At 43.2% G+C, this 15,008-nt stretch carries 14 protein-coding genes; all 14 read right to left on the reverse strand.

From position 1 onward, the window contains the following. Window positions 1–20: 20 nt before the first annotated feature. Window positions 21–1,043: a c-type cytochrome gene (locus AC2D6U_RS07840; RefSeq protein WP_484720398.1), complete on the reverse strand. Its 1,023-nt coding sequence runs from the start codon at window positions 1,041–1,043 to the stop codon at window positions 21–23. Between the two features lie 3 nt (window positions 1,044–1,046). Further along, entirely contained in the window at window positions 1,047–2,381 is a 1,335-nt protein-coding gene (locus AC2D6U_RS07845) for an OprD family outer membrane porin (protein WP_484720399.1), read from the reverse strand. 13 nt (window positions 2,382–2,394) lie between these two features. Beyond that, entirely contained in the window at window positions 2,395–2,808 is a 414-nt protein-coding gene (locus AC2D6U_RS07850; RefSeq protein WP_484720400.1) for a YeeE/YedE family protein, read from the reverse strand. 4 nt (window positions 2,809–2,812) lie between these two features. Next, window positions 2,813–3,388, reverse strand: coding sequence for a YeeE/YedE family protein (locus AC2D6U_RS07855; protein ID WP_484720401.1), 576 nt, complete (start codon window positions 3,386–3,388; stop codon window positions 2,813–2,815). Window position 3,389: 1 nt separating this feature from the next. After that, window positions 3,390–4,799, reverse strand: a complete 1,410-nt coding sequence (locus tag AC2D6U_RS07860; protein ID WP_484720402.1) for an MBL fold metallo-hydrolase — start codon at window positions 4,797–4,799, stop codon at window positions 3,390–3,392. Window positions 4,800–4,891: 92 nt separating this feature from the next. Beyond that, window positions 4,892–6,604 carry a SulP family inorganic anion transporter gene (locus tag AC2D6U_RS07865; RefSeq protein WP_484720403.1) on the reverse strand — a complete coding sequence of 571 codons (1,713 nt, stop codon included), beginning with the start codon at window positions 6,602–6,604 and terminating at the stop codon, window positions 4,892–4,894. A gap of 83 nt (window positions 6,605–6,687) precedes the next feature. After that, window positions 6,688–8,391, reverse strand: coding sequence for a tetratricopeptide repeat protein (locus tag AC2D6U_RS07870; RefSeq protein ID WP_484720404.1), 1,704 nt, complete (start codon window positions 8,389–8,391; stop codon window positions 6,688–6,690). Then, on the reverse strand, window positions 8,330–8,614 hold the full coding sequence (locus tag AC2D6U_RS07875) for a hypothetical protein (protein ID WP_484720405.1): 285 nt from the start codon (window positions 8,612–8,614) through the stop codon (window positions 8,330–8,332). The genes AC2D6U_RS07870 and AC2D6U_RS07875 overlap by 62 nt, the downstream gene beginning before the upstream one ends. An 18-nt stretch (window positions 8,615–8,632) precedes the next feature. After that, window positions 8,633–9,100 carry a hypothetical protein gene (locus AC2D6U_RS07880; RefSeq protein ID WP_484720406.1) on the reverse strand — a complete coding sequence of 156 codons (468 nt, stop codon included), beginning with the start codon at window positions 9,098–9,100 and terminating at the stop codon, window positions 8,633–8,635. A 427-nt stretch (window positions 9,101–9,527) separates the two neighbouring features. Beyond that, window positions 9,528–10,157: a Crp/Fnr family transcriptional regulator gene (locus AC2D6U_RS07885; protein ID WP_484720407.1), complete on the reverse strand. Its 630-nt coding sequence runs from the start codon at window positions 10,155–10,157 to the stop codon at window positions 9,528–9,530. Between the two features lie 20 nt (window positions 10,158–10,177). After that, entirely contained in the window at window positions 10,178–11,440 is a 1,263-nt protein-coding gene (locus tag AC2D6U_RS07890) for an NAD(P)/FAD-dependent oxidoreductase (protein ID WP_484720408.1), read from the reverse strand. Window positions 11,441–11,587: 147 nt separating this feature from the next. Further along, the gene (locus AC2D6U_RS07895; RefSeq protein ID WP_484720409.1) at window positions 11,588–12,130 is read right to left on the reverse strand and encodes a ferritin; all 543 of its coding nucleotides are present in this window, start codon (window positions 12,128–12,130) and stop codon (window positions 11,588–11,590) included. A gap of 27 nt (window positions 12,131–12,157) precedes the next feature. Next, window positions 12,158–13,651, reverse strand: coding sequence for a TolC family protein (locus tag AC2D6U_RS07900; RefSeq protein WP_484720410.1), 1,494 nt, complete (start codon window positions 13,649–13,651; stop codon window positions 12,158–12,160). Then, on the reverse strand, window positions 13,648–14,967 hold the full coding sequence (locus tag AC2D6U_RS07905) for an HlyD family secretion protein (protein WP_484720411.1): 1,320 nt from the start codon (window positions 14,965–14,967) through the stop codon (window positions 13,648–13,650). Before AC2D6U_RS07905 ends, AC2D6U_RS07900 begins: the two co-directional genes overlap by 4 nt. Window positions 14,968–15,008: the final 41 nt, after the last annotated feature.

Genomic DNA, 15,008 nt, shown 5'->3' on the forward strand with positions numbered 1-15,008 from the left:
AATCATAAATAGAGGTTTATTCATTTTGTCTTTTTAATCCCCAACTCCTTCTCATACCAGGCCATGATCGGTTGGAACGGGCCGAACTTATGTTGTTCAGCTGAAAACCCATCTACCCAAGGACCATAAGGTGTTGACACCGGTTTCATGTTCTTATCTGGGAAATCGGCCTCAGGATTCGCTTTCATTGGTCGTTCAAAGGAATTGATATAAGCGGCTACATGATAGGCCTCTTCGTCGGTCAAGACCGGATCATCCTTTGTGGCTTGTAAATAAGGCATGTTGGCCTTAATGAATTCGGCTGCCGTGATCAACCGATGCATACCTGCCCCGTGATTATAAGAATTCTGTCCCCAAAGTGGAGGATAAACGTAAAGCCCATCTCCTGCCCTTTGCCCTTGCCCATTCTCCAAATGGCAGGTCTGACAATGCTTTTGATAAACCAATCGTCCTTTTTCTGGGTCAGCCTTCACTTCCGGCAATTGCACCTTGGTAAATCCTTTGTAATAATCCTCTTTCTCTTCTGGAACATCTTCACTGAGCCATTCCATATAAGCCAGCATGGCCTTCATCTCCAAGCTTTCATGAGGTATCTTCTCACCGTTCATACTCCGCTCCATACAGCCATCAATACGTTCTGCTAAGGTGCCGACCTTATTCTCTCTGCCCCTGAATTGCGGAAAACGATTGGCAACTCCTACAAATGATCCTGCCCCTGGTTTTGTCCCTGCTTCTAAATGACAACTCTGGCATGTCAGAAGGTTACCCGCATACTGTTTGTCCACTTTCTTTGCTAATGGACCAATCAACTCAGGAGATTTCGTGATGAGCGTATGCCCCATTCGAATCAAAGATTCCTTTTCATGACCCACCAGGTCCATTGAGACCTGTCGAGGCCTCCATTTTTCTGGTTCGATTTTCTTAGAGGCAAAAAGATCGGGATTGATCAGGCCCATTATCCCAAAAGCGACTGTCGCAAAAAGCACAAAGACAACGAGGCCGGTGAGCTTTGTGATCAATGCTATTTCTTTCTTGACATTCATGATCTAAAAAGTATAACTCAAAATAAAATCCGTATGGAAAATATTGGCTCGATTGATCAAGAAGCGATCTTCCTCTCCAATATCTTCTGCTAAAAATCGATACGCGGCATAAAGCTCCGCGCTTAACCCTTTCAAGAACGAAGTCGAGGTGTACTTTACCGAAACATCCAAATGACTATGAGAAGGCAAACGGTATTTACTCTTGGCATAGTCTCCAGGAAAAGGCAGCCAACTTCTAGAAATGCTGCTGATGTAACGATATTCCCCTTTGTCTGTTCTGACTGTACTTTGCCATTTGAACATCACTGCATGGGCATCACGGATGCCTTCCAATCGTGTTCTTCTCTGAAAGGTATAAAAAGGCTCTAAACCCCAATCGCGTGTTAGCTGAAGTCGACCTTGATCGAAAAACCTTGAATAATTCAGGTGAAACGAATGATTTCGTACACCCTTTTCGACGCGTAACCCCAAGTAACTCGCGCGCTCATCGGGAAGATATGTCAACATAGGATCTGCATTTCCACCATCATTGATCTTGAACTGCTGAATAAAAAGTGCATTGGCTGACCATTCATTCCCTAGTTCAACCTTGGTCTCTAGCAAAACATTGTTCATGACATTGTCCACATATTGATTCCAAACCGCCAGATGCCAATAGGGATTCACTTGCCAATCCACACCAATCATCGCGATGTAATTGGATGTAACATTCCCTAAGTAACGGCTGGGTCCACCATCCACTCGAAAGCCATTTCCTCCTCTTCCAAACGAATCACCAATGTTTCGAAACTGCGCATCGAATCTAGTCGCAAACCGATTGATCCAAGCGGCCTCTATATTAAGATTCTCTAGTTCTCCATAATGGTAAAACACCCCTTCGCTCGCATCCGGAAAAGGCCAAGGTTCAGGATTGATGATAGGCGAAGTAAACAAGTGACGCCCAAAGATGAGTTTATGCTTGCCCACGTTAACCTCTGCATTCAAGACGGCAAGTTCAAATGCGGTCGTACCATCTAACCAGATGGGGTTCCATAAGTTGCCTTCGTAAATTGGCCCGTTCAATGTAGACGGATCGATCCTTTTGACGCCATCCAGTCCTAAGTGCATTAAGCCATAACCTGAAGCATAGAAGGTTAACCATGGCTTTGCCTGATACGAAAGATCAACGTGCGCATGTACAACAGAAAGATAGAAATTCGTTAGGTCTCCCTCGTTCATTGTTTGCATTGACCTGACCGTGGCAAGCCCATCCCACTGCAAACGTGATGCAGTGATATCTTTTTGTGCATAGGCCATTTGAACCATACTGAATAAGATGGCTACGGTCAATACTCTCATATTTTCTAAGGATTTAGTGAGGAAGCTTATCCCTCAACATTCCATAAACGAATGTACCTAAAACGGCAAAGGCAATCACAACTGCAATCGCTAAAATGCCATTACCAAGCAAAACAAACATTGGCCCCGGACAAGCGCCTGTCATTGCCCATCCCAATCCAAAAATTGTTCCGCCGATCAAATACCTTGGGATCGAGAACTCCTTTGGTGTGAAGACAATTTCGTTTCCTGCGATGTCCTTCATTTTTCTTCGCTTGATGAATTGAACCGCAAGGATTCCAAGCACCACAGCAGAACCGATCACACCATACATATGAAATGACTCAAACCTGAACATCTCATAGATCCTGTACCATGAAATGATCTCTGCCTTGGTAAAGGTGATACCAAAGAAGATACCCAAAAAGATGTATTTTAAGAATTTCATGTGCTTAGAGTGTTAAAATATAAGGTAAAAGAAGGTGTGTCATGACAAGGCCACCGATAAAGAAGCCAACCACAGCGATCAACGAAGCTGGTTGGAGATCACTAAGCCCACTAATGGCATGTCCACTTGTACAACCGCCTGCATAGCGCGTACCGAATCCGATCAAAAAGCCGCCAACCACGAGCATGATAAATCCACGCAATGAGAACAAAGCATCAAAACTGAATAGCTCCATCGGTGCAATATCCGAACCCGGATTTGCAATACCCAAAGTCTCTAAATTGGCTTTTGTGCTTTCCGAAATGGCAACTGCTGTATCCGGAGATAAGAACTGATGTGCAATAAAACCACCAATGACCGTGCCCAAAGCAAAGACCAAATTCCAGGTTTGCTTTTTCCAATCGAAGTCAAAAAAATCGCAGCTCTTGCCTCCGCCAATGATGGAACACATTGTTCTCAGGTTGGCAGAGAGTCCAAAATTGTTGCCGAAGTACAGCAACATGAACATGGTAAAGGCGATAATTGGCCCTGCTACATACCAGGGCCAAGGTTGTTGAATAAACTCTATGATACTTTCCATCTTAATTTAATGTACTCGGACAAACGTAATCTGTTACTTCAATACCTGCTTCAACAATGGCGTCAAAACCTCCGGCTACATCAACCAGCTGCTCATACCCTCTCGATTTTAAGATCGAAGAGAAGATCATTGAACGGTACCCACCTGCGCAATGCACATAATATTTAGTCTCCTTGTCAATTCTATTCATTTCATCATTGACAAAATCTAACGGCGTGTTCTTCGCTTTTTGAATATGCTCGGCCAAATACTCTCCCGGTTTTCTCACATCCAAAATATTGGTTGATTCCTCCTCAATAATGCCTTTGAGTTCTTCCGCCGAGATCGAATCGATCGCGTCTACTTCCTTACCAGCCGCAATCCAAGCATCCATACCCCCGTCTAAATAGCCAAGTGTATTGTCATAGCCCACGCGCGATAATCTTGTCACGATTTCCTCTACTCTGTCTTTGTCCGCGACCAAGACAATCGGCTGCTGAAGATCGGTGATCAATGCGCCTACCCAAGGTGCAAAGTTGCCATCAATGCCAATGAAGATCGAATTAGGAATAAAGCCTTTTCTGAATTCGTTTTCGTGTCTCGTATCCAACACCAAGGCACCCTCATGATTAGCCATCGCCTCAAAGGTTTCAATGTCAAGGGCTACGTTTCCTTTTTCCATGATGCTATCAAGGCTATCGACACCTTGCTTGTTCATCATGGCGTTTTTAGAGAAATACTGTGGAGGAGGTAAAATACCCGTTGTCACCTCTTTAATGAAGTCTTCTCGGCTCATATCCGCTCTTAATGCGTAATTATTCTTCTTTTGATTCCCTAAAAGATCAGAAGTCTCTTTACTCATGTTCTTACCACAGGCAGAACCTGCGCCATGCGCCGGGTAAACCACCACATCGTCGGGTAAGGTCATGATCTTATTTCTTAAGCTATCGAATAGCAAACTTGCCAAATCTTCCTGAGTCAAGTCAGACTTCACAGCCAGATCAGGTCGACCTACATCACCAATGAACAAAGTATCTCCACTGAAGATCGCATGTTCTTTACCGTTCTCATCGATCAGTAAATATGTTGAACTTTCGGGAGTATGTCCGGGTGTATGCAATACTTTGATCTTGACATCTCCCAATTCGAAGATCTCTCCATCCGTTGCCTCATGCATATCAAACTCCGTTTTCGCCCCTGGGCCGTAAACGATCGTTGCTCCGGTTTTACGGGCAAGATCTACATGACCTGATACAAAATCAGCATGGAAATGGGTTTCAAAAATATATTTGATGGTCGCATGGTTCTTCTCCGCCATCGCAATGTATGGGTGAGTTTCACGAAGTGGGTCGATAATTGCCACCTCTCCTTTGCTTTCAATGTAGTAGGCACCTTGTGCCAAACAACCTGTGTAAATTTGATCTATTTTCATCACTTAACTTTTTTCTAAAACTGGTATATAACCGTACAATGGTGACGCTAAATTCGTTCCTCTAGAGGATTCAGACCGTAACCAAAGTTACATTATTTGTTATGTTGTTGAGAAATTTCGCTAGCCCTGCTTTCATAATTTGCTGAGAGACAATAATTGACCGCATCATCCGTCGTCAAGAAAAACACTTCCCGATTCTTTGGAATCAAATCATTCTTGTAGAAGGCATCTCTGACCGGGCCACGTACTTCGGCAAAGACAATGGTAACCTCCTTTTCTTCCAGGGTTTGAAAAAGATCCTTCAAGCCACTGATCGCTGTTGCATCCACATAGGCCACAGATGAAGCATCCAAAACAACGTACCGTTGCTTCCCTGTTTTAGATTCTAGGGCTTGTAGAATACGCTCTTTGATGGTTTGAATGTTTACAAAAGCAAAGGGGGCATCTATCCGCATCACCACAATATTTTCCCATTGTTTTAACCCTTCGAATCGGTTGACATTTCGGTATTCGCTGAAACCGCTCACCTTTCCAAGTATAGCGATGTGAGGATTGGCCGCTCTAAACAATAAGATGAGAATGGATAAGACAATGCCACCAACAATACCCGGAACCATCCCTAACTGAAGGGTAATGATGAAAGTCGCCATCAATAGGCCGAATTCAACCTTATTCGTTTTCCATAACTCCTTCACATAGGCGAAATCAACAAGACCCGAGACGGCAACCATGATGATGGAGGCCAAAATGGCATGCGGTAGATCGTAGAATAAGGGGGTTAGGAAGAGTAAGGTTAATCCTACCAAAACTGCGCTGATGATGGAAGACAATGGTGTATTCGCCCCGCTTTGATGATTCACCGCTGAACGCGAAAAACCTCCTGTCACTGGATAACTCTGAAAAAACGAGCCGATCAGATTGGCAGCACCTAGGCCAATCAATTCTTGATTGGGCAATACATTATAATCGCGGCGTTTGGCTTCTATCGCTTTTGCAACTGAGAAGGCTTCCATGAAGGCCACCACGGCTATGGTCAGTGCCAAAGGCAGTAGCTTCATAATGGTTTCCATCCTCAAGTCTGGCATAAGCAGGCTAGGCAAACCACTCGGCACTTCTTTCACGATACTAACCCCCCGTTCATCCAGCCCCATGGAAGAAACCAATAGAATGCCTAAAACAACGGCCATCAAAGATCCCGGGACCTTAGGTGCATATTTTTTCAGGGCTTTGATGAGTACAATACCCGAAATACCCAACAAGAAGGTGGGCAGATGGGTAAAACGGATAGACTGAACCGCATTGATCAATATATTGATCACCTGATTACTCTTTTCAATGTCTACTCCTATGAGGTATTTCAATTGATTTAATCCGATGATCAGCGCAGCGGCAGATGTAAAACCACTAATGACAGGCTTGGCCAATAAATTGGTGATGAAGCCCATCCGGATTATCCCCAATACTAATTGTGTTGCACCCATCAGGAAAGCCAACATGATGGCATAAGTGACATAAGCCTCAGAACCCTCCATGGCAAGAACAGAAACACCTGTCGCCACGAGTAGGGAATCCATTGCAACAGGAGCAACAGAAAGCTGTCGAGAGGTGCCAAAAAGTGCATAGATCAACTGCGGAACAACCGAAGCGTACAAACCATAGACAGGCGGGAGCCCCGCAATCAGCGCATAAGCCATTCCTTGTGGAATGAGCATCACGCCAACGGTGAGCCCTGCAAACAAGTCGCCGCTCAGCCACGACTTTTGGTAATTAGGAAGCCACTCAAGGATGGGAAAATACTGCTTCATTTGGGCTATCGTCGATCAATACTAAAGGTATCCGATTAAACACATAATCAAGGTAACGATTGTTACAAAGATTCAACCCCCCATTATTCCAGAACATCTGACCTCGATCGTAGTTCTTGCTCAGGAGTACCTGACAAAACGGACAGTCTTTTATACGATTCATTTACCCAATCCTGGTACTTATCGTCTGACTCTTGGTAGGCATCTGCAAAAATACTGTAGTACTTGATGGCATCTTGTTTTTCACCAAGTTGATCATGCATCTGTGCTAAACGATAAACCAAATAGCCCCAGGTAGCACCATTTGTTGCCGACCCGTTGGTACCGTCGGAAGGATACCGTGTTTCTGCCAAGTTTTTATAAACGCCTTTTGCCTTTTCAAATTCTCCTAATAATCTATAATTGTCTGCCTTGAAGAGATTACGAGTTCGTGAAAAGTTTACGGCAATGTTGCGGTCAATTTCCCTAATCTCCGTAACGGCCGAATCAATATACTCGAGAGAGACTTGGTACTCTTTTTTATAATAAGTCTCAAAACTCTTCAAATTGTAATAAAGAAGTCTCGAAAACTCTGAAACCGAGCCCACATTTGAATATGTATTGTCATCAAAATAACTTAGTAGAGCATTAGTTCTGGTATAAAAGCCCGAATCATCACCACTTGCCAAATACATTAAACCTTGGATATACTGAAAGACCAATTTAAAATCCAGTTCTATGTCAGGACTTTCCAAGTAAAAATTCATGCTTTCGATTATCAAGTTTTCTTTCCCTTCAAAGAATCTAAGATCAGGATGCCCATCTGCTAGAAAAAGCGTGTAGATTTCGTTAGTGAAATAACCTTCTAAGTACTCATCAAAAACATCCTCAACAAGTAAAGCATGTCTTCCAGTGGAAGAAAATTTAGCTCTCAAGTAAAAATTAGTATATTCTTCTAGGATGGGATCTAGCTTCATCATCCGGTCAATTAACTCTAGTCCATTGACTTGCTTCATTGCAGGGGTTACTTTGAAATAGAACTCATCCACATCAATTTGATTAGCCACTTTTAAGAGCTCTTCGTCGGTCACCTCATCCTTTATATTCAAAATCTGAAACTCTCTGTTAAGATCTTGAGTACCTGTTCCCTCGAGTAACATAATATAACCTTCTGCCTCATCCACATTTTCTTCGATAATTGCGATATCAATCAAATGTAGTAGTACCTCTTTGTTGGTCGAATCTATTGCCAATAATCGCGTAAGGTAATCTTTGGCTTCTGTCACATCGCGAGCCTCTAATTCTCTATGATGAAATACAGATTCTGCCATTCCCATGAGAATTTCGCTTGATTCGCCATACTTATTTAAAAGTCGATTAAAGTTTCGTTCTGCACGGATATCTGATTTTTCAAACTCAATTTTGGCCTGTACAATCTCTCCTAATTTTCCACTTGACATTTCACTACTTAGTTCCTGAAGCCTGTAGAGATTAGGTAGGTATTCATTCTTCCTAATCTCTTGATCAAGTCCCAGTTGTAGCCAACCCGCGATTTCCAGATACTTGGCATAAGCCAGAATAAATGTGGAGTCTTTATCGATAGATTCTCTTATTTTTTCTAGCGCACGTTCATAATTACCTTCTTTAATAGAAATTGTACTCTCAATGTAGGGTGGAATCGCGTCAGGGTTCTGTGCCGTCATGATGGCACTACTATTAAAGGTCTTCCCTTTGCGATTGAGCTCTTCAGCCGCCAATCGTTGTGAGGACTTCATCACAATGTCGTAGTAGTCTCCTTTCCTTTCCATTCTCTATAATAGGTTCACCCAACGGAGCTCCTGTGACATCGTAGGTATTCAGCGTAAACTCTAGCCGATCGCCAAAAACAGACATGGTACCCAAAACTGACCGATTAGCCCCGATGGCACTCGAGATCTTGGCTGCATCCGCAATGGTGATGATATCCAAACCTTCCTGATTGATTTCATTGAGCAACAAATCATTGTCCGCTGCATTGAGATCAGGAATCAAATTGAGCTGGTTATTGATCTATCCCTGAATACCATATTTATAGTTATCATCGAGATCACCGACTAGCTTTATTGGATAAACAGCAATCGCATCTGTTTCTGAGAGCACAGGTGCTTCGGATCCACTTCCAAACTGCCGATCGACAAGAAGTAAGATCACTGCAACCCCCAAAACCACTGTAATGCCTTGATTCAGGATCTTGCCCGTTCTTTTTGTGAATTTACCTTCAGGAACCTGGTCGGTCTTTTTAAAGCCTTCGGTTGTTAGCTCAAAGATCCACGCTGCGATGACCGCAATGGGTAAACCAACCCCCAGTGAAATGTACACCACTCTTTTAAAGCCCGTGGTCAACTCAAAAGTATTAGACATGACATCAACAAACTGGATGATCGCCCAACTCGCTACGCAATAAAAGATGAACACTTTTACTACGTTTCGCTCTTTTAGTTCTTCCCAAAAATTCATTAATCCATCAATGTCCGACATTGCAGCAAATCGTATTTATGTGTACATAAATATATTCAATAAATCATGGCTTCAGCCAAATGCTGTATTTTTTGATACGAACAGCAATTCTCTTTATAGATTTCTAATAATTGGTATAACTTTTATGATTCATCATGACACTCACCAAGACGTAAAAAGGAGTGTCAGGCTTGTTTTCCGCGCAGAATAAAGGAAGGGTTGATTAGGGGCGTTGCAAAGCGCTAAACCTTTTCTCACGGTTTTCCATTTGTTGATTCTTCAACAAAAAGAGATAAAAAAGGGAAAGGAGATCGTGATATGAGCCAGTAAGACAAACAGAATCTAACTCTACATGGCTTTAAGAACTCCACCAATAAAAACCGTATGAAAAACCTAAGCCTTCAACAATTCAGCATCTACCAGAAGATACTTGGTAAAGGATGCTGAATTAAAGTACCTCAATTCGGTTACGGTGCAATTCAATACGCTCCTCTTTTTCGAGTTTTTTGAGCAACCGGGAAACCACAACCCTTGACGTATTCAATTCTTGGGCAATTTTTTCATGGGTCTTATTGATGACGAACGAACCAGAGCTTTGCTTTTTATCGAGCAAATACTTCATCAATCGCTGATCCATGTTCATGAACGCAATGCTGTCTATGGTGTTTAACATTTCATCGAAACGGTCGTGATAGGAATCAAAAATAAACTTTCTGAAGCTACGGTATTTGACCATCCAAGTATCGATGTTTTGCATAGGCACCATCCAGATGACAGCCTCCGTTTCGGCAATTACCTTGAATTCACTGATCTGTGACCCCATGCAACAAGAGATACTCATCGCACAAGCATCTCCACCTTCCAAGTAGTAGAGAAAAATCTCCCGTCCCTCGCTATCCTCGCGCATCACCCGTAGAGTGCCAGAGATCACCATCGGCATTTGGGAGGCCTCCGAACCGGGAGAGATCAACAGTTGCCCCTCGCGCACTTTCATTAACCTACCGGATTGGACAATCTCTTCAATCAATGCATTTTCAAGATGTTCCGATTGCAACACTTGCTTAATCTGATCTTCCATAAGCTTCTTTTTGAAAACCGCTAGACAGGTTTTCCTTTCATCATTTTATTCCAATAAAGATAAGGAAGCATATATTTTTTCAGCATCCACAGCCTCCAATGTTCTTTGTAGGAATCAAATACCAGCATTTTTTTCAGTTGCGGGTCTGGCGTAAAGTTATTGTTGTAATCGAACTCGGCCAAGACCATTTTTCCATATCCTGTCACCAAAGGACACGATGAATAGCCATTGTATTTCATGTCAGTGATGGTCTGTTGTTCCATCAGCTTTAGGATATTCGCAACAACAATAGGGGCTTGCTTTCGGATTGCGGCACCCGTTTTGGCAGTCGGTAGCCCAGCGGCATCGCCAAGTCCAAAAATATTGGGGTATTTGACATGCTGCAAGGTTTCAATATTTACATCTAACCAGCCCGCCTCATTGGACAAATCCGATTTTTTCACAAAATCAGGAGCCGTTTGAGGAGGAGCCAAATGGAGCATATCAAAAGGAATAACGATGTGGTCTTCACCTTCTTTCCTTGCATTGATTCCCTCTTTTTCAGCAAAGCTCAAATCCCCCTTCTCAAGGTTCATTACTTTAAACGTAACCTCATTCTTCTCACCATCAATTTTTACAGGAGCATAAAAAGGTTGGAAATGAATGCCGTATCGTTCACAAACCTCTGTCAGTGTTTTGGCCACCTCAGGCACACCAAATATGATTGTACCTGGAGTCCCAAAGATGACGTTAGTTTTATCTAAAAGTCCATTTCTCTTGAAATAATCAGCTGCCAGATACATGATCTTTTGCGGCGCACCTCCACATTTAATAGGTGTGGTGGGCTGGGTAAAAACAGCATTTCCTCCTTTAAAATTCTTTAGCACATTCCAAGTATGCTTAGGGTCTGTGTAGTTGCTACAGACTACTCCTTTATCTAGTGCTTCCGGCAACCCCTCAATCAAACTAGGGTCTAATTTTATCCCTGGAGCTGCGACCAAAAAGTCATAAGTGTATGAATTGCCTTCTTTAGTTTTCACCGCATTATTCTCTGGATCGAACTGATCAGCATACTCTTTTATCCACGTAACACCTTCTGGAATCAATGAAGCCATAGGTCGTGCGGTTTTATCGAAGTCATAGGTATTCGCACCCACTAAGGTCCATGCCGGCTGGTAGTAGTGCGTATCGGCTGGTTCGATCAGCCCAATTTTCAATGATTTATTGGCTCTTTTGAGCTGGGCGGCAACCATGATTCCGGCTGTTCCGCCTCCAATGATGATGATTTGATGATGGTTTGACATAACACCTTTGTTTGTTCTGTTAATGCTAGCGATTTTTGGCTGTCAATATTGTCACAATTGTTACAAAAGATCATGACATTCATCAGGTGGGCAACAAAAAAAGGCATCCCTAGGGATGCCTTTTTTTGTTAAAGTCGTTCAGAGCTACTAGGCCTCATTCTTTGCGGCCTCTTTACCAAGGTTTAAGATCTCTTTATCGATGGTCCACAAACCGACACCATCTTCACCGATCAAATCAAACAGTTCAACGGCTCTTCTCGCCAAAGTCTCTTCTTCTCTCTGTTCTTCGACGAACCAATTCAAGAAGTTCATGGTGGTAAAATCTTTGATATTGTAGCAGTGGTTTACGATCTCGTTAATGGAGTTCGTAACTGCGATCTCATGCTGCAAAATTTCTTCAAAAACCTCACGCAGTGAATTGTAGTGGTGCTTGATGTTGGTGATTTCAGGCTGAATAGCATGTCCACCTGCCTCATTGATGTAATGGAAAAGCTTGAGCATGTGGCCTCTTTCTTCTTCAGAATGCATGTATAAGAATTCGGCTGAATTCTCATAACCAGTCATTTCACACCATGAGGCCATTGATAAATAAGAAGCGGATGAGGAGGCTTCTTTTTGTATCTGGCTATTGAGTAAATCTTCGGTTTCCTGGGTTAATGATCTTTTGGCTGTTACTTGCTGTCTTTCCATAATTGAATTTCTATTTCGCAAAGATACTTAATTCGACTCAATTGATTCTTCCAATGGAGGCGCAAATTTAAGATATTCAAATCCGGCAGCCCAATAGAGTTCAGCCCTGGCCTTTTCAACTTCTGCTTTGATCTTTTGCAATTTGATCTGTGCCTCAAGCAATTTGTCTTGCTGAAAATTAGCTTTGAATAGGTCACTTTCTCCAAGCTCAAGATTAAGCAATTCAGCATCTAACAGCACTTTGTAGTTATTTACCGCCCCTTCGATCACACGGATCATCTGCTGAGAATTACTTAAATCGAAATAAGCGGCCTGAATTCCATTGATGACCTCTTGTTGTTTAAGGTCTCGTTCAAAATTGGTCTGACCAATCTTGATCTGAGTCTGTCGTAGCTTCGCTCGCTCTTTTCTTAAGAAAAGCGGAAACTCCAGAGCGACACCGAACTTGTAATTATCCGTAAAATTAAGGCCCGTCGAATTCCCATTGGGTGATATGGGCGCATTAATAAAGTTATAATTCAGGTCGATGCGAGGTTTCAGGTTTTCCTTAGCCAATCGCTCTTGCACGTCGAGCTGGTCCAATTTAAAGCCCAACTTCCTCAATTCCGGATGCTGTGTAAGCGCCTGTGTGATTAAAGAGTCCATCGGAATCTCCTCAAAACGCAGTGCATTCACTTCGAGATTGGGGACTAGGGCATCCCCTATTTCCAATGGGATCATCTCTTGACTCCAAAGAAAATTGCTCAGGATCAAAGAGGCTCTTTTGAAATTGATCAACGCCTCTTGTCTTTCACTGAATCGATTTTGGTAGGTGATGGCAGCCTGTACCGTATCCACAACAGCTGCTTCTCCAAATTCATAATTTACCCTCACACGACGGTAGATCTCTTCACTGATCTTTAAACTTTCATCGACCAATCGGTAGTCAGAATAATGAAAGTACCATGTCCAGTAGGCTTTGGTCGCCTCTAGCAATACTTTGTTGATCATTTTCAGGCGTTCAGCATCTGTCAATTGCGTAAAAAGCTCCGCTTGTTGCACATCTGCCCTTCGCTGATCGATGAACAAGCCTCTACCAATTGGAAGACTAACACCAGCAGTGATCTGCATAAAATCATCGGCTTCTGGTATGGTGTTTTCAGGATTTAAGAACTGTCCCTCTGCCCTATTAAAAGAGACTTTCGGGTCGATGGGAAACCAAACAGGAATCTTTAACTCACTTTGTAGTTTGTTCCAGTAATTCTTGTCATCGAACCGCTTGACATCCCACATCGCAGAGAGTTTCGGATCAAAAGCGCCACGTGCCAAACGGACTTCCTGTAAGGCATTGTCAGTCATCAATTGTGCCTGACGGACAATGGGGTGATTGGCAATGATCAACGAAGCAAAATCCTCAATGGTAAAATACTCCAAAGAATCTACTGGTTTCAAGATGTCATCGATCGACTTGATCTCAATACCTTGTCCCCTCAGTTGAAGAAAAGCCGTTAAGAAGCCGATCATATAGATGAGACGTCTCATTTCTTAGCCTCCATTTTATCATTTTTCATCGCCTTTGACTCATCCTCTCCAGGAGCATCATAAAGACTTGGAGGGAATCCATTCAACTGTCTCCAGATCTCGTACCACACAGGCACATCCTCGAGCATCACCCATCCTTTCGTTCCTGAGCCCATTCTGAGTTGCTCCGGCCACGGTTCGTCATTCGGGTGTGGTGTAACTAAGATCCTGAACTTTCCTCCTTTACTGTTGACTCGATCGATCACACGAACGATTCCTCCAAACGTTCCAACCGATACATTTGGCCAACCCGAAAACTGGAGGGCCGGCCATCCATCAAACTCTATTCGGACCTCTCTTCCAGGGGCGATCAGTGGCACATCCATAGCATTCACATACATCTCAACGGCCATCTCAGGGTTTTGGGGCATGATCTGAGCGACGGATTCTCCCTCCTTGATCGTTTCTCCAATACCGGCCTTCAAGGCGCGGACGACGTAACCCGCCTGCGGAGCCACCAATTGGTACTGCTCGTTTCGAATGGTCAAATTGGTCAGCTCATTGCGCATTTTTGTCAAATCAGCTTGCGAAGCGAAAATATCAGACAGCGTACTATTCAAGTCACTCTGTGCTTTGCTGATTTTCTCCATGTATTCTGATGCTGTCGCTGAAATACTTACCTCAACATTGATCAACTCTGTTTGCGTTTCGAGGTATTTGTTCTCAGCGCTTACCACCTTCATTTTAGCTTCTTGAAATTTAGATTCTGTTTCTTGAATCTTGGTAGTTGCAATGTTACCGGCCTCGTAAAGCTTTTGATTACGCTCAAAAATATTCTTCTGGTTCGCGAATTGGACCTTTGCCGCTTCGTAGTCGATGCTGTCAGAGGTCAATTTAAAACGTGCTTGAAGCAGTTTATTCTCAGCCTGCTGTATTTTGGCAGCCATCAACTTTTCTAAGGCATCGATCTGATCTCGCAAACTTTGCACCTTATTCTCTTTGGCACTGATCCCATCCTCTTTTGCATCGATCATTTGTTGAGTTCTGGACAATAATTCTGGATCGAAAAACTTGTCCTTGATCTCCGCGAGCGTCAAAATGGTATCGCCTTGATTGACGTAGTCACCTTCTGTGATATGCCATGCGCTTATTCTACCAGCGATGGCCGTCTCAACGGATTGAGGTCGTTCTCCTGGAGAAAATGCTGTCAGATTACCGGTTCCGCGAATGTTCTGCTGCCAAGGCAGGAATAACAAGACGAAGAACAAAAAGGTAACCGATAGCAGGATTCTGGCAACGGTTTTACCGGAATCCGGCGTTTTCAGTGTCCGAAACAAAAGGCTCTTTTCCTTTACCTGGGACCTAATTGAATTTTCAG

This window comes from Roseivirga sp. YIW32 (assembly GCF_057219245.1).